The organism is Streptomyces sp. NPDC000878, from assembly GCF_053599695.1.
In genome coordinates this window covers 282633-304928 of the sequence record NZ_JBSFMT010000002.1, presented here as the reverse complement: position 1 = coordinate 304928, position 22296 = coordinate 282633, and the positions used below count along the sequence as shown (strand labels likewise).

Below are 22296 nucleotides of genomic sequence, written 5' to 3'. Positions count from 1 at the left end.
CATGAGTTGTTCCGATGTGTACTCCAACTGCCCCTTCAGCACCTACTCTCCCCACAAGTCCATCCGAACGGGTAACAGGGCAACAGGCGAGCTGAGGACAATGGAGCCACTTCGTCCCACGGATCCGGAGCAGTTGGGGCCGTACCGTACTGTCGCGCGACTCGGCGCCGGGGGAATGGGAGAGGTCTTCCTCGCCAAGGACGACCGGCAACAGACCGTCGCCGTCAAGGTCATCCGCCCGGAACTTGCCTCCGGCAAGGCCTTCCGCAACCGGTTCCGCCGTGAGGTCGACGCGGCGCGCGCGGTGAGCGGTACCTACACGGCGTCCGTCGTGGACGCCGACCCGGACGGGCCCGTCCCCTGGCTGGCCACCACGCACATCCTCGGCCCGACGCTCGCCGACGCGGTCGAGGCGTACGGGCCGCTGCCGCAGAGATCCGTCCTGGCCCTCGGGGCCGGGCTCGCCGAGGCGCTGATCGCCGTACACTCCGCGGGCCTGGTGCACCGCGACCTCAAGCCGTCCAACGTGCTGCTCTCCGCCGAGGGCCCGCGCGTGATCGACTTCGGTATCGTCCGGGCCACCGACGGCTACGAACTCACCCTGTCCGGCGTGCTGTTGGGCTCCCCGCGCTACATGTGCCCCGAGCACGCCACGGGCGACCCGATGGGCCCGGCGGGGGACGTGTTCTGTCTCGGCTCGGTCCTGGCCTACGCGGCCACCGGGAAGTCGCCCTTCGACGGCTCGTCGGCGGCCACCCTGCTCTACCAGGTGGTGCACGGCACGCCCGACCTGACGAGGGTCCAGGAGCCGCTGGGCACGATCATCGGGCTCTGCCTGGAGAAGTCCCCGGCGGCCCGGCCCAGCCCGGACCGGGTGTCGGCGGCGTGCGCGCCCGGCGGTGCCGACGCGCTGGACTGGGACGACTGGCTGCCGGAACCCGTTCTCGACTCGATCGGACGGCAGGCCGCCGCCCTGATGGACCTGGACCTCGGGGGCGACGGCAGAGCGGGCGTCCGTGAGCGGGAGGCCGAACGCGTCGGCGCCGCGGCAGCCCCCGGCCCCGGCCCTGGATCCGGATCCGGGCTGGGGGGCGTCCGCGTCGACCCGCGCCTGGCGGCCGTTCAGCGGCTGATCGCGGAGCGCCGCCCGAGCAGCCCCCACCACGTGGTCTTCCCCGACCACTCCGAGGGTCCCGACCACTCCGACCAGCGCGGACAACCCGAATCCCCGGCACAGCCGAAGTCCGGCCCGACGCGCGAGCAGTCACCCGCGCCGGTGCCCGCCCAGTCGCCCGAGCGGGGCACCCATCGCGCCCGGCGCCCCCTGCGGCCCGGCCCCTCCCGCCGCAGGTTCCTCACGGCCGGCGCGCTCGCCCTGGGCACCGGCGTCGCCGCACTGCTCCAGGGCTCGAACGACCGGTCGGGGGGCGGTGTGGCGGCGCCGTCCGGTACGGCGCCGGAACCCCTGTGGACGTACAGCAGCGACCCGCTCGTCCAGGCACCGGCGGTCTTCTACAACGACACGGCCCTGCTGAAGACCCAGTCGGGTGCGTTGTTCAGCCTCGGCCTCGCCGACGGCACCAGTCCCCGCTGGACCTACCGGGGCATCAGCCAGTCGCCGACCCCGCCCCTGCTCGTCTCGGACGTCGTCGTCGCCCTCGGCACCGGCGCGACCGTGATCGGCGTCGACCCGGTCACGGGCGTCGAGCGGTACGCGCTGGACTTCGGGACGGACTTCCGGTTCGACACCCTGCTCGGCGGGACCGGCGACACCGTCACCATCGTCGGGCTGCGCTTCGACCGCGAGGACAGCCCGGACGGGGCGCAGGGGTCGGCCACCTCCACGAACGTCGTCCTCGGTACGAATCTGGGAGCGCGCCTCGCCAGTGTCATCCCGCTCGCCGCACAGGACATCGGCCTCGACCTGAAGCCGGTCATCGACGCCCGCCACTTCGTCTACATCGACGGCCTGCACCGTCTCACGGCCCGGGGCAGCGACGGTCGCGGCAACGTGCTGTGGAGCCAGCCGATGGCGTCCGAGTCGGAGACCCGGTCCGTCCCGGTGGTGCTCGACAACACCGTCTTCGCCGCCGACAACGAGCTGATCGCCGTGGACCTGGAGTCCGGTGCGCTGCGCTGGCGGATGCGGGAGGAGAACGGCGGCTTCGCCTCCGTCGCCGTCGCGGACGACACGGTGTACTGCACGACCAGGAACCCGCACGGCGTCGAGGCCTTCGACGCCGTGACCGGGGCCCGGCGCTGGTTCCGCGCGACGCCCCGGCTGGACCTGGAGAACCCCCTCGTCGCCGGCGGCGGCGCGGTCTTCGTCACGGCCGCGGCCAACAAGGACGGCTTCTACGCGATCGACTCCCGACAGGGCGAGCTGCTCTGGAACTTCACCGACGGCCGGGACACCGGCATCAACGACTGGCAGCTCTCCTGCGATCCGGGCGCGGGCAGTGACCACCCGCTGATCGCCCAGCACTTCGACAAGGTGTACGCGCTGCCGATGCCTCACAACTGAAAGGCATCGTCAGCGGCTAGGGCCTGTCCGGCTGATCAGGTCGCGGGAAAGCACCGGCGCCGCATCATCGCCGGTGAGCGGGGTCTGGTGCGTGCAGCTGCAAGGCAGAGGAGGGAGTCGACGCGGAGCGATGGGGGTCCCCCCGCTCGAGTGAAGCCGAGAGTGGGGGAGAGCGACGACAGCGCCGCAGATGGGCGTGCCAGACCCCGCGTCCGCGACATGATCCGCCGGACAGGCCCTATTCCCCGGCGCCCGGGTCCTCCGCCCAGGCGGCGGAGGGCTCAGGGGTGCCCTCCGCGAAGGCCGGGGCCTGGAAGGGATTGATCACCGGGGTCGGGGTATCGGTCTTCTCGTGGACCGGCAACTGTTCCGGTGCGGAGAACAGTGAGGTCGTTCCGACGGCTGAATTCACAGAACGGTCAGCTTGGCGTAGGGGCTGGTGATCCGCTGCTGCATTCCGCCGAAGTCGACGAGCACCGCGATGCCGTCCTCGACGGTGGTCACTCGGCCGAGGCCGAACACATCGTGAGTGACCCGGTCTCCTACCGCGAACCGCTTGGCAGGTGGTGCCACAGGGGCTTTGAAGGGGCTGGTGGGCAGATGGGCCTTTGTCGCCGCTGTTTTAGTCATTGTGACGCCAGTATGCTCCGCTCCGGACCGGCGTGGGCCGCGCGCGCACTACCTGCTCTCGCCGTCTGCGCCTCCGCCGGACCCGCGAACGAGCCCGCGGACGGTGTGCGATCCCGCCCGCCGAGGCGGATTGCGCAGGTCAGATAGGGTGCGGCGGACGGGGGCCGGCCTCCGTACAGGCCCGTCGGGCGGTACGACCCCACGCGGAGCAATCATCAAGAGTTATCGTTCGTTGACTTGCTCCTCGGGTTGAGGCCCGGGGATTGTGCCCTTCTCGCCCGTTGTTGTGCCGCTACGCGGCACGGGGTTCGGGCGCGGGGCTTTGGCGGTGAGGTCTGGGCGGTGAGATCCGGCGGCGAGGCCTTGGCGACAGGGTCCTGGGCGGCGGGGCCCGCGTAGTGAGGCCCGGGTGGCGGGGGGCTTTGGCGACGGGGTCTGAGCGGCGAGGCTTGGCGACAGGGCCCGCGCAGCGGGGCTTCAGCGACGGGGTTTGGCCGCGAGCCCGCGCGACGGGCCCTGAGCGGCGAGATTCGGGCGCCGACGCCCGAGCGGTCTGGCCTGTCACTCCCGCCCCGATGTGCTCACCGCCAGTACCCCCACCACCACGGCGCCGACCAGCAGCGGAATCCCCAGGCCGTGATGGATGACCAGCCACGCGCCGAGCAGCGCGCCCAGGGCCATCGCCGCCACCGATGCCGAGCGGCGCGGCGAGTGTCTGCCCGTGCCGCCGGCCGCGCGGGAGTCGGCGGCGAGGCCGGTGAGGGTCATCGTCAGGACGGTGGTCGTCAGGTCGGGGACGCCCAGCCTGCGTACGGTCGCGTTGCGCAGGCCCATCGCGAAGGCCGTGACCGCGATCAGGGCGTAGACGGTGGCGGTCGCGTCCGGCGCCGCGAAGGCGACCGCCGAGGACACGCCCAGGAACACCGCCTCGACGGCGAGGGTGACCCTCGCCCACCTCCGGCGCGAGCCGCCGCCCAGACGCCCCGCGACCCGCCCGCCGGCCACCGCGCCCACCACGAACGAACTCAGCGACACCAGCGTGTGCGGTACGGAGAAGCCGGGCGCCCCGGCGGCGGCGAAGCCCAGCACGACGACGTTGCCGGTCATGTTCGCGGTAAAGACATGACCGAGCCCGAGATAGCTCACGGCGTCGATCAGCCCGCTGACCACCGTCAGCACCAGCAGCACGACCACGAGCCGCAGCCCGCGCGATTCGGTTGCCTCCGCACTCATCGGGCCAGTTCACCACGGAGGGCTCAGGTGGGTCTTTAGGGGCGCGGGGAACTGCGCGACCAGCCACGACGTACCCGCAGGCAACAGATGCCCGGATACGACGACAGGGCGACGGCCCCCGACTCAGGAGAGTCGGGGGCCGTCGCCCCAGGCAGGTCAGGCCGGGCCGGCTCAGTACCAGCCGTTGGCCTGCCAGAAGTTCCAGGCCCCGACCGGGCTGCCGTAGCGGTCGTTCATGTAGTTCAGGCCCCACTTGATCTGGGTCGCGGCGTTGGTCTTCCAGTCGGACCCGGCCGAGGCCATCTTCGAGGCGGGAAGGGCCTGGACCAGGCCGTACGCGCCGGAGGAGGAGTTGGTCGCGTCGACGTCCCAGCCGCTCTCGTGCTCGACGATCTTGCTGAACGCGTTGTACTGGGCGTCGTTCGGGATCAGCTTCTGCGCGATCGCCTTGGCATCGGAGGCGGAAGCGGTGGTCGCCGCCTCGGCGGGGGCCGCGGTCAGGACCATACCGGCGGTGGCGGCGGCCACGGCGGCGGTGGTGAGGGCCTTCTTCGGGGAGGCGATGGTGCGGGCGATGCGGGAGACGAACACGGAGAACCTTTTCTTCGGGGTCAGGGCCGTCGCGGGCAAGTCGGTGCCGGGTGGTGCGTACTGCCTGTGTGGCGGTGACATGCGGCGGCGCCGCGACCCGTGGGGGTTCGTCGGCGCCGTGCGACTGCTCCAGAGAAACAGGCTCGACGGCCGTCCGCAATCACCCCTTTTGCTAGTTGTGGTCGTATGTGGGTTGTGGGCGGCATTTGTGACCTGGCTCTCAATGGCCAGGTCAGAGGCGGTTTCTGTGTGGGCATGACACATGCATCGGTCTACTACTCCGCTTCGTAAGTGACCTACGTCCTGTGGGCCGCTTCACGCGCCGGGCGCGTCGAAAGTGACCTGGCTCTCGAAGGCGGCCCGCCGTGTGGCCCTCCGCAGCGCCTTGAGGACGGTCGTGCCGAGGGTGATCGTCAGTACGACGGTCAGCACCGCACGCCCCAGGTCCCAGCCGAGCGAGGTCGCCAGGCAGTACGTGACGAAGCGGGCCAGGTTCGTCGGCACCGGCGCGTCCGGCGCGAAGGCGATGTTCGAGGCCGGCTAGCCCATGAAGGGCCAGCCCGCCAGGTTCATGACCGTGCCGTAGGCGAAGGCGGCGAGGAAGCCGTAGGCGGAGATCATGACCAGTTCCGCGCGGCCTCGCAGCCGCTCCGCGCCCGGCAGCAGGCCCGCGCCCATCGTGAACCAGCCCGCCGGGAGGCCCGAAGGGCCTCGCCTCATCGAGCTGCTGGTACGCGCTCTGCAGCCGCACGGCGCCTCCCGCCTCGTCATGCCACGATGCGCCGGCTGGGGAAGAACAACCCACTGCGCCGGGTCGACGGGAACAAACGGCTCTGTGCCCACTGCGGTGACCCCCAGCGGGCACGGAACCGCCGTCCCTGCGCCGTCTGCGGAAAGACGCTGCAGGTCGTCGCCTGGGACCGAGAGGGCCGTCCCCGCTGTCAACAGCACCGGCCTGACGAGGACGGTGGCGCCGAGGCGATCATCGACATGCTGCAGAAGTTCGACACCGGACTGGATGATCAAGCGCTGGCCCGGGTGGTCGAGCTGTCGGTGCCGCAGCCCTTCCAGTGCCGCAAGGTCGCGGACGAACTCTCCCGCCACCCTGAATTGCTGTCAGGGCAAGGAGCCTATGGATCGACGCGGGTGATCGCGCTCATCGAGGCCCTGGTCGAGTACGGAGCCCGCAACATCGCCCTGCCGGCCTGCCCCTTCTGCCGTCGCCCGGTCGCGTTGAGATTCCGGCGCGACGACGCGCGGTGCTGCCGCCGCTGCTACGACCAGACACGGCTGCAGTCCTGCCCGCGCTGTCACCAGCCATCCAGCATTGCCACCCGCACTCCCCAGGGGACGCCGCTCTGCTCACGCTGCATGCGCCGTGATCCGGTGAATCACGAGACCTGCACCGGCTGCGGACGCCTTGCCCTACTCACTAACCGCCAGGACGGTGCCGCCGTCTGCAAGCGATGCTGGCGGCCTCCTCTCGCGACGTGCTCCAGCTGCGGCGACTACAAGCCCTGCCACCACGCGGACAGCGACTCACCGCGCTGTCCGAACTGCACCGCCCGCCTCAATCAGGAACCCTGCATCCGCTGCGGCACGATCCGTCCCGTCTGGGTCCGCGCCGACGACGGGTCCGCTCTCTGCGAGCCTTGCGCCCGACGCAAGGAACCGTGCCTGACCTGCTGCGAGGTCCGCCGTGTCCACGGCCGGACTCCCGGCGGGCCGCTCTGCAAGAGCTGCTATGCCAACGATCCCGTCTCGTTCTCCGCCTGCGTCGACTGCGGCGTCGTCGAACGCCTCCATCACTACGGGCTCTGTGCTCAATGCGCCGCCACCCGCCAGCTTCGCGGTCTTCTCGCGGATCCCGCCAGCACCATGCGGCTGCACCTGGAGCCCGTCGTCACCGTCTTGACCAGCAGCGAGCCCTCCTCCCTGCTGCTCTGGCTGGGCCGGCCCGGACCTCGGCGTCTGCTGTCTGCCCTCGCCTCCGGCTCCGGCCCGGTCACGCACGACACGCTCGACGACGTGCCTCCCTCGAAGGCAGTGTGCTTCCTCCGCGCTGCCTTGGTCGCCAACGGCGTGCTTCCTGAGCGAGACGAGTTCCTCACCCGTTTCGAGCAATGGCTCGAGGAGGCCCTTCAACAGGTCGAAGTCATCGAGGAGCGACGCGACTTGCGACACTTCTCGGTCTGGTTCCACATGCGCCGCCTGCGGCGGCGAGCCGCCCGGCGTCCGCTCAACCACAGCCAAATCGTCACCGTCCAGACCGACATCAAGGCTGCGATCCGGCTGCTCGGCTGGCTCCGCGAGCAGGGCACATGTCTGTCCGCCTGCACTCAGCAGGACATAGACGGATGGCTCGCTTCGAACGAGACCGTCGCTTTCGGGGCCCGCGACTTCCTCGTCTGGAGTGTGGCCCGCGGACACGCACACGGCGTCGCCATACCCACTCGCCGCAGCACCCGCGGCCAGCAGGCACTGCCGGAACCGGATCAACGATGGAGCCTGAGCCGGCGATTCCTGCACGACACGGAACTCTCCACCGTCGACCGCGTCGCCGGCTGCCTGGTCCTCCTTTATGGCCAGCCCCGCACGCGCATCGCGAACCTCACCACGGCCAAGGTCACGGACACTGGCCAGACGCTGGACCTCGCAGAGCGAACTTCACCAGCAGGTCGTACGGCGGCTTGCCACCCTTCACGACCCCGTCGGGCTTCTCACCGGCAGCGGCGAGGGCCCCGACGACCACGGACGTGGAGTTGGCGTCGCTGGCCCCGCCGGCCGCGTACCCCCAGCCGCCGTCGGCGTTCTGCACGGACTTCAGCCAGGTGACGGCCTTGCCGACGACGGCGTCCTGCCCGCCGAGGGCGGCGAGTGCCTGGACAGCGGCGCCGGTGCTGTTGGTGTCGACGAGGGTCTTGGCACCGCAGGCCGAGCCGGTGTCGCCGCGGAAGGCCGCGAAGCCACCGTCGGCACACTGCTGCCCGGCCAGCCAGTCCACGGCCGACGCGGCGGGCTTCACGCCCACGGTGTCCTGGGCGAGCAGGGCGAGGGGCTGGCGCCAGACGCCGTCGTAGGTGGGATCGGCGGTGCCGTACAGCCCGGAGGGGAGGGCGGAGGAGGGGGACGGAGAGGCGGCGGACGCCGGCCAGCCCCGGCGATGACGGAGACGACGACGGCGATGACGGCCGGAACCGCGGCGCTGCGGCGGACATTCATGATCGGCGGATGCCTCTCCCCGCGGGGAGACGGGCAGCACGGGACACCCCGGGCGGCTCGGCTCCGTATGCCTCGACGGTGCCGTACACCGGCGGACCGCCGGTGACGCGAGCCGGTCACGGTCCGTGCGGGGCAATCCGGCTCACAGCCCCGGCCGGTGACCGGGCTGCTCACGGTTGCGGGTCAGCGCCGGAATTGCACCGGCTTCCCCCCGTACGGGTGTGATGACGACCTGGCCACTGTACCGGCCTGTGAAAACGGCACCGAGGTCACACCGCCACGTACGTGACCGGCTCGGTCCCCGTCACCGCCTCCGCCTGGCCGAGCTTGACCAGTCGGCGGACGTGGGCCTCGGCCTCCGAGACCGCGATGTTCCTCGATCCCGGGGGGATTTCGGACCAGGGGCGGTTCCACTCCATGCGTTCCGCCAGCTGCCAGGGGGTGAGGGGAGTGGTGAGGAGGGCGCGGAGGCCGGCGAGGCGTTCGTCGTGGTGGTCGAGGAGTTCCCGTACGCGGGTCGTCGCGTCGGGGAAGGCGTGGCGGTGGGCCGGGAGCACCTCCGCCGGGGCGAGGCGGCCGACGCGTTCCAGGGAGTCGAGGTAGTCGCCGAGGGGGTCGGCGATGGTCGTGTCGTCCGGGTCCTCGTACAGGCCGATGTGCGGGGTGATCCCGGGGAGGAGGTGGTCGCCGGAGAACAGGCGGCCGTTTCCCGGGAGTTGGGCTGGGTGGGCTTCCTCCAGGTGGAGGCAGACATGGCCGGGGGTGTGGCCCGGCGTCCAGATCGCGCGCAGTCGGCGGCCGGGGAGGTCGAGGAGTTCGCCGGGGACGATCTCGCGGTCGGGGAGCGCCGGTGAGAAGCCGGGCAGGGTGCCGAGAGGGGTCTTGCGCAGGGTGTCCACGTGCGCTTCGGGGGCTCCGGCCGCCGCCAGCTTCGCCGTCATGTACGAGTACCAGCGCTCGGCGCGGTTGTCCCGGGTCCGGCGTACGAGGGAGATGTCGGCCTCGTGCATCGCGATCCACGCCCCGGACACCTCACGGACCCGGCCCGACAGGCCGTGGTGGTCCGGGTGGTGGTGGGTGATCACCATGCCGTGGATCTCGCCGGTCGAGGTGCCGCACGCCGACAGGCCCTCGGCGAGGGTGTCCCAGGACAGCGGGTCGTCCCAGCCCGTGTCGACGAGCACCGGTCCGCTGTCGGTGTCGACGAGGTACACCAGCGTGTATCCGAGGGGGTTGTCCGGGATCGGGACCCGGATGGACCGTACGCCCCCGCCGTGATCGGTCACCTGCGTCGTCGACACGTGTGTCATGGGCTCCCCCGATTCCCCCGGCCGCATGGCGGTCAGCTGTGGTCGGCTGCGGTCGACTGCCCGGCAACTATAACTAGAACCAGTTTCAATGGGAGCCCAAGTCACTTACCGCGTAGTGGTGTGTGGTGGTGTGAGGGCTGTGGACTCCTCGGGAGGGAACTGGTAACTGTCTCCGTATCTATCTGACGAACCGTCAGAGACGGTCCCCGGGGAGGCAGTCGGCCATGACCGAACTCGTGGAACACGGACAGCTGTTCATCGGCGGGGAGTTCACCGACCCCCTCGGCAAGGACGTCATCGAGGTCATCTCCCCGCACACCGAAGAGGTCATCGGCCGGGTGCCGCACGCCTCGACGGCCGACGTCGACCGGGCCGTCGCCGCCGCGCGCACCGCCTTCGACGAGGGACCCTGGCCGCGCCTGACCCTCGACGAGCGGCTCGCCGTCGTCACCCGCATCAAGGACGGGATCGCCGCACGGTACGAGGAGATCGGCCGCGTCATCTCCTCCGAGAACGGTTCCCCGTACTCCTGGAGCATCCTCGCCCAGGCCCTCGGCGCGATGATGGTGTGGGACGCGGCGATCACCGTCGCGCGCGACTTCCCGTACGAGGAGTCACGCGACGGCGTGCTGGGGAAGATCCTCGTCCGGCGTGAACCGGTGGGGGTCGTCGCGGCCGTAGTCCCGTGGAACGTCCCGCAGTTCGTCGCGGCGGCCAAGCTCGCGCCCGCGCTGCTCACCGGCTGCACGGTGGTCCTCAAGCCGTCGCCCGAGTCGCCCCTGGACGCGTACATCCTCGCGGAGATAACGAAGGAGGCCGGACTGCCGCCAGGCGTGCTGTCGATCCTCCCGGCCGACCGCGAGGTGAGCGAGTACCTCGTCGGGCACCCCGGCATCGACAAGGTCGCCTTCACCGGCTCGGTCGCGGCAGGCAAGCGCGTGATGGAGGTGGCGGCCCGCCAACTCACGCGCGTCACGCTTGAGTTGGGCGGGAAGTCGGCGGCGATCGTGCTCCCCGACGCCGACCTCGACACCACCGTCCCGGGCATCGTCTCCGCCGCCTGGATGAACAACGGCCAGGCGTGCGTCGCCCAGACCCGCATCCTCCTCCCGCGCTCCCGCTACGACGAGTTCGCGGACGCCTTCACCCAGGCCGCGAGCGCGCTGGTGGTCGGCGACCCGCTCGACCCGGCGACCCAGGTCGGCCCGCTCGTCGCGCGGCGCCAGCAGCAGCGCAACCTCGACTACATCCGTATCGGTCAGGAGGAGGGCGCGAAGATCCTCACCGGCGGTGGCCGCCCGGCCGGCCTCGACCGTGGCTGGTACGTCGAACCGACCCTCTTCGGCGACGTCGACAACTCGATGCGCATCGCCCGCGAGGAGATCTTCGGCCCGGTCATCTGCCTCCTCCCGTACGGCGACGAGACCGAGGCGGTGAAGATCGCGAACGACTCCGACTACGGGCTGAGCGGCAGCGTGTGGACGGCCGACGTCGCCCACGGCATCGAGATCGCCCGGCAGGTCCGTACCGGCACGTACTCGGTGAACACCTTCAGCCTCGACATGCTCGGTCCGTTCGGCGGCTACAAGAACTCGGGGTTGGGACGGGAGTTCGGCCCGGAAGGATTCGGTGAGTACCTGGAGCACAAGATGATCCATCTCCCGGCCGGCTGGGAGGGATAGCGGCCATGGGCGACCGCTGGCACGTGGAGGTCGACCGCTCGCTGTGCATCGGCTCGGCCCAGTGCGTCCACCGGGCCCCGGACGGCTTCCGCCTCGACACCGGGATGCAGTCCCACCCGGTGGAACCGGACACGGACGCGAACGAGAAGGTACTGGCAGCGGCGGAGAACTGCCCGGTGGAGGCGATCATGATCACGCTGCTGGGGGGTGGGGAGCCGGTGTTTCCTCCGGAGGAGTAAGGGTGCGCCGGGCGAGGCGGGTTTGTCTCGCCCCCGCCGCCCCTACCCGTCCCATCCTTCTGGGGGCTGCGCTCCCAGACCCCCGCTACGGCCCTGAACGGGCCTTGTCCTCAAACGCCGGACGGGCTGAATACCCAGCCCGTCCGGCGTTTGAGGACGAGGCCGTTCAGGCCGATAGCGGGGGTCTGGGGGCGCAGCCCCCAGGGATGGGAATGGGTAGGGGCGGCGGGGCCAGTGGGGTTATGCCTGTGCCAGCGGTTCCCTTGTGAACAGGGTGCCTAGCGTGGGGGCGTTCACCTTGCGGGTTGTCAGCCTCAGGGCCTCCCAGACTGTTACCTGGTTTGCTGTGAGGACCGGCTTCGACAACTGGTGCTCCAGCTTCTCTATGTGCGATGCCGTGTGCAGGGCCGTGTCCGGCAGCAGGAGGGCCTCCGCCTCCGGGGCGTCCGACTGCTGTGCCAGGGATCGCAGGTCCTCCTCGTCCCACTCCCCCACCTCCGCCGCCGTGATGATCCCGGCGCCCCTGACACCCGTCACCTCCACCCCCGCCGCCCCCAGGAACTCCGCGAACAGGTCCGCGACGTCCTCCGGGTACGTCGCCCCGATCGCCACCCTCCGTACCCCCAGCTCCCGCACCGCGTGCACGAAGGCGAGCGAGGTGGACGACGCCGGTATGCCCGCCGTCCGGGCGAGGGTGCGTATCTGGTCCTGGGCGCCCTCCCAGCCGTACACGAAGCTGCCGCTCGTGCACGCCCACACCACCGCCTCCGCGCCGCACAGCCGCAGCTCCTCCACGCCCGCCGCGAGGCGGTCCGCCGAGCCCATCTCCAGGAGGGCGTCCACGCGGTGCGCGTCCTCGCCGATGTCCGTGTGGATCACGTCCAGCCGGATGTCGCTGCCGAGCAGGTGTTCGATGCGCTGGTAGTCGTCCTCGGCGGAGTGGCCCGGGTAGAGGAATCCGAGTGCCGTCATGTCCAACCTTCCTGTTCCTGCTGTTCGTGCTGTTCCTGGTGCTCCTGGGGCCATGCGCGTGCCTTCTCGTCCAGCAGCGCCTGGTACGGCCCCACCGCCCGGGTACCCAGTCGACGCAGCGCTGCCCACATCGTGACCTGGTTGGCCGAGATCACCGGGATACGCAGTTCCGCCTCCAGCTGTGCGATGACGTCGTACGTGGGGAGGTTCGTGCAGCTGATGAACAGTGCGTCCGGCCGGGCCTGCCCCTCCCCTACCGCCCGCCTCGCCATGTCCGCCACCGCTCGGTACGGGACCTTCCAGATGTGGCGGGTCAGGCCCATGAACGCGCATCCCGTGACCGTGACGCCCGCCTCGGCCACGTACTCCTCCAGAGCCCGCGTCACCGACACCGTGTAGGGGGTGACCAGAGCCACACGGCGTACGGAGAGTTCCGTCAGTGCCTCCAGCAGCGCGCCCGACGTCGTCACCGACGCGACCTCGCCCGCCCTGGTCATCGCCTCGCACATCGCCCGCTCACCGGCGACACCGCCGACGAAACTGCCCGAGGTGCAGGCGTAGGCGACGATCTCGGGGGCGATGACGTTGAGGGTGCGTACCGCGTCGCCGAGTGTCTCGTGTTCGCTGACCAGACGGGCCAGGTCGAGGCTGACCTCGACGGGGACGTACGGGGTGCGGGTGAGGTGGAGGGAGACCTCGGCCGGGACCCAGCGCCACAGCTCGCGGTCCAGGGCGAAATCGAAGGGGGCCACCACGCCTACGCCACGCTGCGGGCGGGGTCCACCGAGAAAAGACACATCCATAACAGGCACCGGCCTCACAGCGAGGAACGACGGGGCAACGGACCGTACGCGCGTCCGTGTTGACGAAGGTAGGTTCGGTTTGCGAGCGTGGTCAATCCGCGCATGTCAGACGTCCGGCCACCCAGCCTCCCCCCAGCGTTCTCCCAACGTCTTCGCAGCGTCCCCGATCGGAACGGCTACCGATGCCCGCGCCCACCACCCTCCTCGTCCTCGACGCCGACCCGCCGCCCCGCCTCGGCAGACTCACCGGACGGGCCCGGATCGTGCACGCCGACGAGACGACTCTCGCCGGGCAACTCCCGCACGCCGACGTCCTGCTGGTCTGGGACTTCACCTCGCACGCCGTACGGGCCGCCTGGCCGGGCGAGGGGGCGCGTCCGCGCTGGGTGCACACCGCGAGCGCCGGCGTCGACCACCTGATGTGTGCCGAACTCGCCGCGTCCGACACCGTGGTGACCAACGCGCGGGGCATCTTCGACCAGCCCATCGCCGAGTACGTCGCCGCCCTCGTCCTCGCCATGGCCAAAGATCTGCCGAGGACTCTCCAGCTTCAGCAGCGGCATGAGTGGCGGCATCGGGAGTCCCAGCGGGTCGCCGGGACCAAGGCCTGTGTTGTCGGGTCCGGGCCCATCGGGCGGGCAATTGCCCAGTACTTGAAGGTGCTTGGGGTGACCACCGCCATCGTCGGGCGTACTCCTCGTACCGGGATCCATGGGCCCGACGACCTCAACCGGCTGATGGCACGGGCCGATTGGGTGATCTCCGCCGCTCCCCTCACCGCCGACACCCACCACATGTTCGACACCCGCCGCTTCGGCGTCATGCAGCCCTCGGCACGTTTCATCAACGTCGGCCGGGGACAGCTCGTCGACGAGCCCGCGCTCGCCGAGGCGTTGTCGAAGCGGTGGATCGCGGGCGCCGCGCTCGATGTCTTCGAGCAGGAACCGCTTCCGTCCGACAGTCCCTTGTGGGACGCGCCCGGGCTCATCGTCTCCCCGCACATGAGCGGCGACACCGTGGGCTGGCGCGATGAACTCAGCACGCAGTTCGTCGAGTTGTATGAGCGGTGGGAGGCCGGGAAGACGCTGACCAATGTGGTCGACAAACGGCGTGGGTACGTACCGGGGCACTGACACGCACACGCACTACCGGAGGGCGAACGATGACCGAGCCGACCGAGCTTGCCGACCTCACCGCCAACCGACTCCTGGACGGTTATCGCAAAGGCGAGTTCAGCCCCGTCGACGCCACCCGTGCCGCCCTGGAACGGGCCGATCAACTCCAGCCCGCCGTCAACGCGTTCGTGCGGATCGATGCCGACAGCGCGCTCGCGCAGGCCCGCGAGTCCGCCGACCGGTGGCGGCGCGGTGAGCCCCTCGGACTCGTGGACGGCGTACCCACGTCTGTGAAGGACATCATCCTGCTGCGCGGTACGCCCACCCTGCGCGGCTCCAAGTCCGTGGACGCCAACGGGAGTTGGTGTGAGGACGCGCCCGCCACCGCCCGGCTGCGCGAGCACGGCGCCGTCTTTCTCGGCAAGACGACCACCCCGGAGTACGGCTGGAAGGGCGTCACCGATTCGCCGCTGTCCGGCGTCACCCGCAATCCGTACGACACCTCGCGCACCGCCGGTGGGTCGAGCGGCGGGAGTGCCGCCGCCGTCGCGCTGGGCGCCGGGCCGCTGTCGCTCGGGACGGACGGCGGGGGCAGTGTCCGTATCCCGGCCGCGTTCTGCGGGATCTTCGCGCTGAAGCCGACGTACGGCCGTGTCCCCCTGTATCCCGCCAGCGCCTTCGGGACGCTCGCGCATGTCGGGCCGATGACCCGGACCGTGGCGGACGCGGCGCTGCTGATGGACGTGATCGGCGGGCCCGACTCCCGTGACTGGTCCGCCCTCGGGCCGCTCTCCGGTTCGTTCCTCGACTCCCTCTCCGGCGGGGTGCGGGGGCTGCGGGTCGCCTACTCACCCTCTTTCGGCGGTCAGGTCGCGGTGCGTCCGGCAGTGGCCGGCGCGGTCCGGCGGGCGGTGGAGCGGCTCGCGGAACTCGGCGCGTACGTCACCGAGGCCGACCCCGATTTCACCGACCCCTTGGACGCCTTCCACACCCTGTGGTTCAGCGGGGCGGCCCGGGTCACCCAGCGACTCGGGGCGGAACAGGTCGAGTTGCTCGATCCCGGGCTGCGGGAGATCCGGGCGCTGGGCGGGCGTGTCAGCGCCCTCGACTATCTCGCCGCGGTCGACGTCCGGATGGAACTCGGGCGGCGGATGGGGCTGTTCCACGAGTCCTACGACCTGTTGGTCACGCCTACCCTGCCGATCACCGCGTTCGAGGCGGGAGTCGAGGTGCCTGTCGGGTCGGGGCTGCGGCGCTGGACGGGGTGGACTCCGTTCACGTACCCGTTCAACATGACGCAGCAGCCCGCCGCGAGCCTCCCGGTGGGGGTCGACGGGGACGGGCTGCCGGTCGGGCTGCAGATCGTCGCGGCCCGGCACCGGGACGATCTGGTGCTGCGGGCCGCGCACGCCCTCGAAGGGGCACTCGGCCCTTCCGCCATCAGGCCCGGCGGAAGCTGAGCGTCTCCCCCGCCGCGCCCGAGCGCCACAGGTCGTTGCAGGCTGCCGCCATCTCCGGGAGTCCCTCGACCACCTCGCCCCACACCGTGCCCGGCACCCAGCCCACGTCGCCGTTCAGCAGCAGGTTGTTGCGCTCGTAGAACAGGGCCAGGTCGATCAGGGTCGTGCCGGGGCCGACCTCGCGGTCGTAGCCGTACGACTTCGTGCCCAGCTCCGCCCCCGCGAACGCGAAATAGCAGAGATCTCCGGGGATCGGGGTAACTGTCGGATTTTCCAGGGGCGGTTCCGATTCGGCTTCCGTGAAGGGCGGGAAGAGCGCGTAAATCTCGTTGCGCGCGTACTTGGCGTGATAGACGTCACCTGACAGCGGCAGGGCATTCCACACGGTCTCGCACGTGATGGGGGCACGGTCGGTCAGGAGTTTCGCCGTGCAGTGGATTCCCCGGGCGGCCAGTGACACTTCGATGTATCGATCGTCAGCCATGCCTTCCATGCCTTCCCCACATGCCCTGTCGCATGCCTTCTCACATGCCCTCTCCCATGCCGTCTCGTATTCCCCCGTGCATAACTCGTGTGCTCTCGGGTAGCCGCGCGGCCATGGCTCCATCAATCGCACCACCACACATAGGACGCCGGTCGCTGCTCGCGGGGGTAGCGGCGCTCGGCACCCTGGGGACGGTCGGCTCTTTCGGCACCCTGGGGTGCAGTCGGGTGTCCGCGGCCTCCGGCGTCGAGGGCGGTGACCTCCTCGACCGGCTGCGGGCGCAGGGCGTCGTACGGCTCGGTATCGCCGGTGAGATCCCCCAGGGATTCATCGACAAGAACGGTGAACTGACCGGTGAGGCGCCCGAGTTGGCGCGGGTCATCTTCAAGCGGCTGGGGGTGGACCGGGTCCAGCCCGTGCCCACCGAGTTCGGGTCGCTCATTCCCGGGCTGAATTCACAGCAGTTCGATGTCGTGGCCGCCGGGATGTATGTCAATCCGGAACGCTGCCAGCAGGTTCTCTTCGCCGACCCCGACTACCAGATGCTCGATTCTTTCGTTGTCCGCAAGGGAAATCCCAAGGATCTTCACAATTACCGGGACGTGGTGGAGAAGAAGGCCAAGCTCGCCACCGGTACCGGATATGCGCAGATCCAGCATGCCGTCGAAGCCGGTTACAAGGAGAGCGATCTTCTCATCGTGCCCGACCAGGTGGCCGGGCTGAACGCCGTGGAGGCCGGACGCGTCGACGCGTTCTCCGGTACGGCGGTCACCGTCCGGCTGGTCGCGAAGAACTCCCGCAAGGCGGAGGCCGCAGACGCCTTCGCGCCGATCATCGACGGGAAGCCCAGGGTCGACGGGGGCGCGTTCGCGTTCCGGCTGACCGAGACGAAGCTCCGGGACGCCTTCAACGTCGAGCTGCACAGGCTGAAGAAGAGCGGCGAGGTGTACCGCATCCTGCGTCCGTTCGGCTTCACCCAGGACGAGATGACCGATCTGACCGCGAAGGAGCTGTGTCGCGGATGACCTCCGGACTCTGGGAAATAGTCCTCAGGGGGGTCTGGGTCACGATCCAACTCCTCGTGTTCAGCGCCCTGTTGGGCGCCGTCGTCGCCTTCGTCCTGGGGATCTCGCGGACCCATCGGCTGTGGTTCGTGCGCTTCCTGTCGGGCGCCTGCACCGAGGTGTTCCGTGGCACCTCGGCGCTCGTGATGATCTTCTGGGTGTACTTCGTGCTGCCGCCCGCCTTCGGCTGGCAGCTGGTGCCGATGTGGGCGGGCACGCTCGCACTCGGGCTGACCTACGGCGCGTACGGCTCGGAGATCGTGCGCGGCGCGCTGAGCGCCGTCGACCCCGCGCAGCAGGAGGGCGGGATCGCGCTCGGGTTCACCTCCGGGCAGCGACTGCGGCTGATCCTGCTGCCGCAGGCGGTGCCGGAGATGATCCCCTCCTTCTCCAACCTGCTGATCGAGCTGCTCAAGGGCACCGCGCTGGTGTCGGTGATGGGCATGGGCGATCTGGCCTTCAGCGGCAATCTGGTGCGGCTCGCGCTGCAGCAGAGCGCCGAGATCTACACGTACATCCTGCTGATCTACTTCGTGATCGCCTTCCTCCTCACCCGGGTCATGCGCGGGCTGGAGAAACAGCTGAAGCAGCAACTGGCCGGGCAGCCGACGGGAGGTGCCGCATGACCTGGGACTGGGGCGCCGTACGCGATTTCATGCCGCTTTTCTGGGACGGGCTGCTCGTCACCCTCCAGGCGCTGGCCCTCGGATCGCTGATCTCGTTCACGCTGGGGCTGGTCTGGGCGCTGCTGATGCGGACGCCGACGCGCTGGGTGCGCTGGCCGGTGGGGGTGGTCACGGAGTTCGTGCGGGACACCCCGCTGCTCGTGCAGCTGTTCTTCCTCTTCTATGTGCTCCCCGAGTGGGGCATCGCCGCCTCCGCGCTGACCACCGGTGTCATCGCGATCGGGCTGCACTACTCGACGTACACGATGCAGGTCTACCGCGCCGGCATCGAGGCCGTGCCGCCGGGTCAGTGGGAGGCGGCGACCGCGCTCAGCCTGCCCCTGCGGCGGACCTGGACGTCGGTGGTCCTGCCGCAGGCGGTGCGCCGGGTCGTACCGGCGCTCGGCAACTACGTGGTCGCGATGCTCAAGGACACACCGCTGCTGATGACGATCACCGTGCTGGAGATGCTCGGTGAGGCGCGGCTCTTCTCCCAGGAGCACTTCCAGTTCACCGAGCCGCTGACCGTGATCGGCATCGCCTTCATCCTGATCTCCTTTCCCGCCTCCCTCCTCGTACGAACTCTGGAGCGCCGCCTTGCCAGTTGACACCGTTGACACCGTTGACACCGAGAAGAACCCCGAGACTCCCACTGAGCTGGTCCGCCTCGATCAAGTCACCAAGCGGTTCGGTGAGCAGACCGTCCTCGACCAGTTGAGCCTCTCCGTCGAGACGGGGCGGCATGTCACGCTCATCGGTCCGTCCGGGTCCGGCAAGACGACGATCCTGCGGCTGCTGATGACCCTGGCCAAGCCCGACGAGGGCACGATCACCGTCGGCGGGGAGCAGTTGTTCCCGGCGCCCGAGAAGCAGGTCCGCGAGGTGCGGAAGAAGATCGGGATGGTGTTCCAGCACTTCAACCTCTTCCCGAACATGAGCGTGCTGCGCAACATCACCGAGGCACCCGTCACCGTCCTCGGCCTGTCCAAGGAGGAGGCGGAGGCGCGCGGGCGCGATCTGCTGGAGCTGGTGGGCCTCGCGGACAAGTGCGACGAGCGGCCGTCCCGGCTGTCGGGCGGGCAGCAGCAGCGGGTGGCGATCGCGCGGGCGCTGGCCATGCGCCCGCAGGTGCTGCTGCTCGACGAGGTGACCTCGGCGCTCGACCCCGAGCTGGTCGCGGGCGTCCTCGACGTGCTGCGGGACATCGCCCGCACCACCGACATCACGATGCTCTGTGTGACCCACGAGATGGGTTTCGCCCGGGACATCTCCGACCAAGTGCTGATGTTCGATTCCGGCCATGTGATCGAGTCGGGTCCGCCGGAGAAGATCTTCAGCGATCCGACGGAGGACAGGACGCGCGAATTCCTCAGCGCGGTGCTCTGACCGCGCCGAAGAGGCGCCCCGAATGCCAACGGCATATGCCAAGTGAACACGCGCCTGCTGAGAGGCCACGACCCGAGCGAACAATCTCGTCAACGCCCCCTCCACGTAAGCCCCTTGACGGCTATCGTGGAGGGGATTGGCTGTCCGGATCACGGCCCAGAAGCAAGCCAGGGGGAACACCGTGGCTCTCAAGCACGAGCCGACCGCGCCGTACCACTCGGCCCAGGACGCCCTGCGCGTCCTGGAAACGGTGGCACGGCACTCCGCCGGTGTCACCGACGCCGAAATCGCCCGTCAGACCCGCCTCGGCACGGACCGGCTCGCCCCACTCCTGCGCATGCTGCGCCGCGAGGGGTACGTCGAACAGGCCGCCGACGGTTCGTACGTCACCGGCACCGCCCTCAGCCGCCTCGGCGCCACGTACGGCCACGACCAGGCGCTGCGCGCCCAGCTCCAGCAGACCCTCGACCGGCTGCGCGACTCGGTGGGCGCGGCCGTCTACATGAGCCGGTACGTCGACGGCGAGATCCATGTCACCCAGTGCGCGGACAGCCTGACGACGCCCGCGGTCAACGAGTGGGTCGACTTCCGCTCGGCCGCGCACGCCAGCGCGATCGGCAAGAGCCTGCTGGGCCAGCTCGACCACAACGGCCGCCGCGACCATCTCGCCCGCCACAAACTGGCCCGGCTCACCTCGCGCACGATCACCAACGAGCGGCTCCTGCTCTCCCGCCTCGCGAGCCAGGCGCCCACGGTGCCGGTCCTGGACCTCCAGGAGTACGCGGTCGGCACGGTCTGCGCGGCGGTCCCGATCACGGCCGGCTCCACGGTCGGCTGCCTCGCCCTCTCCCTCCCGGTCCGGCACGCCCACCGCCTCCGCCAGGCGGCGGACCGGCTGAACCGGAGCGCGGCGCCGGTCCTGCTCTCGCTGGCCATCTAGCCCCTGATCGAGGCAGGGCCTGCCTGGTCCGCAGCACTCTCCCGGACCGGGTATTATTTTCCCTGTCGCCAGCCGCGAAAGCGGTCGGCGAGGGTCATGCGCCGCTAGCTCAGTTGGTTAGAGCAGCTGACTCTTAATCAGCGGGTCCGGGGTTCGAGTCCCTGGCGGCGCACACTGACGGTGGCGGGTATGTTCGCAAAAAGCGCGAACCTACCCGCCACCGTTGTTTTTGCGCGGCTTCGCCGCGCGCTGTGGGGGCTTCGCCACCCACACCCCCCTTGCTCCAGCGGGCCCTCGTTGGCCCGGCGCCCTACCGGCTGAGCAGTTCCTCGCGCCCCCGCTCCCGGTACCGCGCCACCAGCCCCGCCACGTCGTCGCCGGTCAGCCTGCGGTACGTCGGCTCCCCCGGCGGGCGCCACCACACCGGGTCGGCGCAGCGGAACCCCTCCCGCCTCAGCCCCGCCCGGTGGATCTTGTTGGTCGCGGTGACCGGCATCCGCTCCACGACCCGGACGAACCGGGGCGCCATCTTCGTCCCCAGGTCGGGCTGCGCGGCCAGGAAGCCGGTGAAGGCGTCGGGGTCGAAGGTGCCGGCCAGCGTCGCCATGACCTGGTCGCCGGCCACCGGGTCCGGCACCGCGTACACGGCGACGGCCACCGCACCCTCGTACCGGGCGAGGATGTTCTCGATCGTCGCGGCGGCCAGGTTCTCGCTGTCGACGCGGAGCCGGTCGTCGGCGCGGCCCGCGAAGTAGAGGAAGCCGTCCGGGTCCCGGTAGAAGAGGTCGCCCGTCCAGTACCAGCCGTCCCTGCGGCGGGCCGCCTCGGCCTCCGGGTTGCGCCAGTAGCCCTCGAAGGGGTTGGGGCCCCGGTTCACCAACTCCCCTATCGCCGCCGTCCCGTTGAGCAGTCGGCCCGAGGCGTCCAGGACGGCCGGCGGGCACTCGGTGCGTGTCTCCGGGTCGACCACCGCGAGGTCGTCGGACGGTGCCGCCCGGCCGACGGCGCCGACCGGGGTCCCGGGCGTCCAGCGCACGGCCGCGCCGCCCTCCGAGGAGCCGTACCCCTCCACCAGCCGCACCCCGAACCGCCGCTCGAAGGCCGCCGCGTCCACCGCCCCGGCCTCCGTGCCGAAGCCGAGCCGGAGAGGGTTGTCCCGGTCGTCGGGCCGGGCGGGCGTCGCCAGCAGGTACTGGACGGCCCGGCCCACGTACGTGAAGTAGGTCGCCCTGTAACGGCGTACGTCCGTCAGGAAGTTGGAGGCCGAGAAGCGGGGGCGCAGCGCGACCCCGGCGCCCGCCGCCAGGGCCGGGGCCCAGTCCGCGATGACCGCGTTGCCGTGGAACATCGGCATGCAGATGTAGTGGACGTCGTCCGGGCCCACCCCGAAAGTCCGGGCCAGTGTCCGGCCGGCGGCGGCCAGTCTGCCCTGCGTGCAGATCGCGGCCTTGGGTGCGCCGGTCGAGCCCGAGGTGAAGTAGAGGAGGAGGCGGTCGGCGGGGGTGGCGCGGGAGGGGTCCGGTTCGGCGTCCGAGTAGGGGGTCAGGAGGTCCTCGTACTCCTGGCTGTCGGTCAACAGGAGGCGTACGCCGGGGAGTTCGAGGTCCGTGAGGAGCGGGAGGTGGGTGCTCGCGGTGATCAGGAGCGGGCACTCGGCGTGCAGGATGTCACGGGCCAGTTCGGGGCCCCGGCGGGTCGGGTTGATGCCTGCGACGGCGGCACCGGCGAGGGCCGCCGCGCTCAACCAGAGTGGGTATTCAGGGGTGTTGTCGAGGAGGACGCCGACGTGCGGTTCGGCGTCCGGCGGGAGGAGATCCGTCAGCAGGGCCGCTCTGGCCGCCGCGCCCGCTGCCACCTCGTGGTGTGTGAGCGTCCGGTCCTCGCACCACAGGCCCGGCCGGTGGTCGCCCCACCGTGCCGCCACGAGTTCCGCGACCGTGCGCCTCTCCGTGAACTCCATGGGGGCGCACGGTAGT

Annotated in this window: 19 protein-coding genes, 1 tRNA gene, 2 pseudogenes and 1 riboswitch; of the genes and pseudogenes, 11 read left to right on the top strand and 11 right to left on the bottom strand. The window is 70.3% G+C overall.

Features of this window, described 5'->3' with window-relative positions; translation table 11 throughout:
* The first annotated feature begins 175 nt into the window (after positions 1–175).
* A complete protein-coding gene (locus ACWDR4_RS03115; protein ID WP_450403130.1) occupies positions 176–2524 on the top strand; it encodes a protein kinase domain-containing protein in 2349 nt (782 codons plus the stop codon).
* Between the two features lie 408 nt (positions 2525–2932).
* On the opposite strand, the gene ACWDR4_RS03110 is transcribed toward ACWDR4_RS03115, so the two are convergent.
* The 7 genes and pseudogenes from ACWDR4_RS03110 to ACWDR4_RS03080 all read right to left on the bottom strand — a co-directional run bounded on the left by ACWDR4_RS03110 (position 2933) and on the right by ACWDR4_RS03080 (position 9510).
* The gene (locus ACWDR4_RS03110; protein ID WP_235479498.1) at positions 2933–3154 is read right to left on the bottom strand and encodes a hypothetical protein; all 222 of its coding nucleotides are present in this window, start codon (positions 3152–3154) and stop codon (positions 2933–2935) included.
* 561 nt (positions 3155–3715) lie between these two features.
* Positions 3716–4387 (bottom strand): YoaK family protein, encoded by a 672-nt coding sequence (locus tag ACWDR4_RS03105; RefSeq protein WP_450403127.1) that lies wholly within the window; start codon positions 4385–4387, stop codon positions 3716–3718.
* A 171-nt stretch (positions 4388–4558) separates the two neighbouring features.
* Complete coding sequence (locus ACWDR4_RS03100) at positions 4559–4978, bottom strand: aggregation-promoting factor C-terminal-like domain-containing protein (RefSeq protein ID WP_450403358.1); 420 nt, start codon at positions 4976–4978, stop codon at positions 4559–4561.
* Positions 4979–5210: 232 nt separating this feature from the next.
* Positions 5211–5677 (bottom strand): annotated as a pseudogene (locus tag ACWDR4_RS03095) (ECF transporter S component); the annotation flags it as partial.
* 840 nt (positions 5678–6517) lie between these two features.
* Positions 6518–7477, bottom strand: coding sequence for a hypothetical protein (locus ACWDR4_RS03090; RefSeq protein WP_450403125.1), 960 nt, complete (start codon positions 7475–7477; stop codon positions 6518–6520).
* 139 nt (positions 7478–7616) lie between these two features.
* Positions 7617–8200: pseudogene (locus ACWDR4_RS03085) on the bottom strand (prenyltransferase/squalene oxidase repeat-containing protein); the annotation flags it as partial.
* A gap of 135 nt (positions 8201–8335) precedes the next feature.
* A riboswitch (cobalamin riboswitch) is annotated at positions 8336–8451 on the bottom strand.
* Between the two features lie 18 nt (positions 8452–8469).
* On the bottom strand, positions 8470–9510 hold the full coding sequence (locus ACWDR4_RS03080; RefSeq protein WP_450403123.1) for an MBL fold metallo-hydrolase: 1041 nt from the start codon (positions 9508–9510) through the stop codon (positions 8470–8472).
* 224 nt (positions 9511–9734) lie between these two features.
* On the opposite strand from ACWDR4_RS03080, the gene ACWDR4_RS03075 reads away from it, so the two are divergent.
* Entirely contained in the window at positions 9735–11192 is a 1458-nt protein-coding gene (locus ACWDR4_RS03075; RefSeq protein WP_450403121.1) for an aldehyde dehydrogenase, read from the top strand.
* Positions 11193–11197: 5 nt separating this feature from the next.
* Positions 11198–11431, top strand: a complete 234-nt coding sequence (locus tag ACWDR4_RS03070) for a ferredoxin (protein ID WP_329277623.1) — start codon at positions 11198–11200, stop codon at positions 11429–11431.
* Between the two features lie 240 nt (positions 11432–11671).
* Here ACWDR4_RS03070 and ACWDR4_RS03065 read toward each other — a convergent pair whose 3' ends face one another.
* Together ACWDR4_RS03065 and ACWDR4_RS03060 are read right to left on the bottom strand one after the other, a co-directional pair.
* Positions 11672–12403 carry a maleate cis-trans isomerase family protein gene (locus ACWDR4_RS03065; protein WP_450403119.1) on the bottom strand — a complete coding sequence of 244 codons (732 nt, stop codon included), beginning with the start codon at positions 12401–12403 and terminating at the stop codon, positions 11672–11674.
* Positions 12400–13206, bottom strand: a complete 807-nt coding sequence (locus ACWDR4_RS03060; RefSeq protein ID WP_450403116.1) for a maleate cis-trans isomerase family protein — start codon at positions 13204–13206, stop codon at positions 12400–12402. The genes ACWDR4_RS03065 and ACWDR4_RS03060 overlap by 4 nt, the downstream gene beginning before the upstream one ends.
* 182 nt (positions 13207–13388) lie before the next feature.
* Between ACWDR4_RS03060 and ACWDR4_RS03055 the strand changes: the two genes are divergently transcribed.
* Positions 13389–14339 carry a D-2-hydroxyacid dehydrogenase gene (locus ACWDR4_RS03055; RefSeq protein WP_450403113.1) on the top strand — a complete coding sequence of 317 codons (951 nt, stop codon included), beginning with the start codon at positions 13389–13391 and terminating at the stop codon, positions 14337–14339.
* A gap of 29 nt (positions 14340–14368) precedes the next feature.
* The gene (locus ACWDR4_RS03050) at positions 14369–15781 is read left to right on the top strand and encodes an amidase (RefSeq protein WP_450403110.1); all 1413 of its coding nucleotides are present in this window, start codon (positions 14369–14371) and stop codon (positions 15779–15781) included.
* On the opposite strand, the gene ACWDR4_RS03045 is transcribed toward ACWDR4_RS03050, so the two are convergent.
* A complete protein-coding gene (locus ACWDR4_RS03045) occupies positions 15762–16274 on the bottom strand; it encodes a DUF3830 family protein (RefSeq protein ID WP_450403108.1) in 513 nt (170 codons plus the stop codon). The genes ACWDR4_RS03050 and ACWDR4_RS03045 overlap by 20 nt on opposite strands.
* A gap of 104 nt (positions 16275–16378) precedes the next feature.
* Between ACWDR4_RS03045 and ehuB the strand changes: the two genes are divergently transcribed.
* The 6 genes from ehuB to ACWDR4_RS03015 all read left to right on the top strand — a co-directional run bounded on the left by ehuB (position 16379) and on the right by ACWDR4_RS03015 (position 20492).
* On the top strand, positions 16379–17290 hold the full coding sequence (gene ehuB / locus ACWDR4_RS03040; protein WP_450403105.1) for an ectoine/hydroxyectoine ABC transporter substrate-binding protein EhuB: 912 nt from the start codon (positions 16379–16381) through the stop codon (positions 17288–17290).
* Positions 17287–17955: an ectoine/hydroxyectoine ABC transporter permease subunit EhuC gene (gene ehuC, locus ACWDR4_RS03035; RefSeq protein ID WP_450403102.1), complete on the top strand. Its 669-nt coding sequence runs from the start codon at positions 17287–17289 to the stop codon at positions 17953–17955. The genes ehuB and ehuC overlap by 4 nt, the downstream gene beginning before the upstream one ends.
* Positions 17952–18602: an ectoine/hydroxyectoine ABC transporter permease subunit EhuD gene (ehuD, locus tag ACWDR4_RS03030; protein ID WP_450403100.1), complete on the top strand. Its 651-nt coding sequence runs from the start codon at positions 17952–17954 to the stop codon at positions 18600–18602. The genes ehuC and ehuD overlap by 4 nt, the downstream gene beginning before the upstream one ends.
* Positions 18592–19380: an ectoine/hydroxyectoine ABC transporter ATP-binding protein EhuA gene (gene ehuA / locus ACWDR4_RS03025; protein WP_450403097.1), complete on the top strand. Its 789-nt coding sequence runs from the start codon at positions 18592–18594 to the stop codon at positions 19378–19380. Before ehuD ends, ehuA begins: the two co-directional genes overlap by 11 nt.
* Positions 19381–19561: 181 nt before the next feature.
* Entirely contained in the window at positions 19562–20320 is a 759-nt protein-coding gene (locus tag ACWDR4_RS03020) for an IclR family transcriptional regulator (protein ID WP_450403095.1), read from the top strand.
* Positions 20321–20418: 98 nt separating this feature from the next.
* Positions 20419–20492: transfer RNA gene (locus ACWDR4_RS03015), tRNA-Lys, on the top strand.
* Positions 20493–20630: 138 nt separating this feature from the next.
* On the opposite strand, the gene ACWDR4_RS03010 is transcribed toward ACWDR4_RS03015, so the two are convergent.
* The gene (locus tag ACWDR4_RS03010; RefSeq protein WP_450403093.1) at positions 20631–22280 is read right to left on the bottom strand and encodes an AMP-binding protein; all 1650 of its coding nucleotides are present in this window, start codon (positions 22278–22280) and stop codon (positions 20631–20633) included.
* Between the last annotated feature and the right edge of the window lie 16 nt (positions 22281–22296).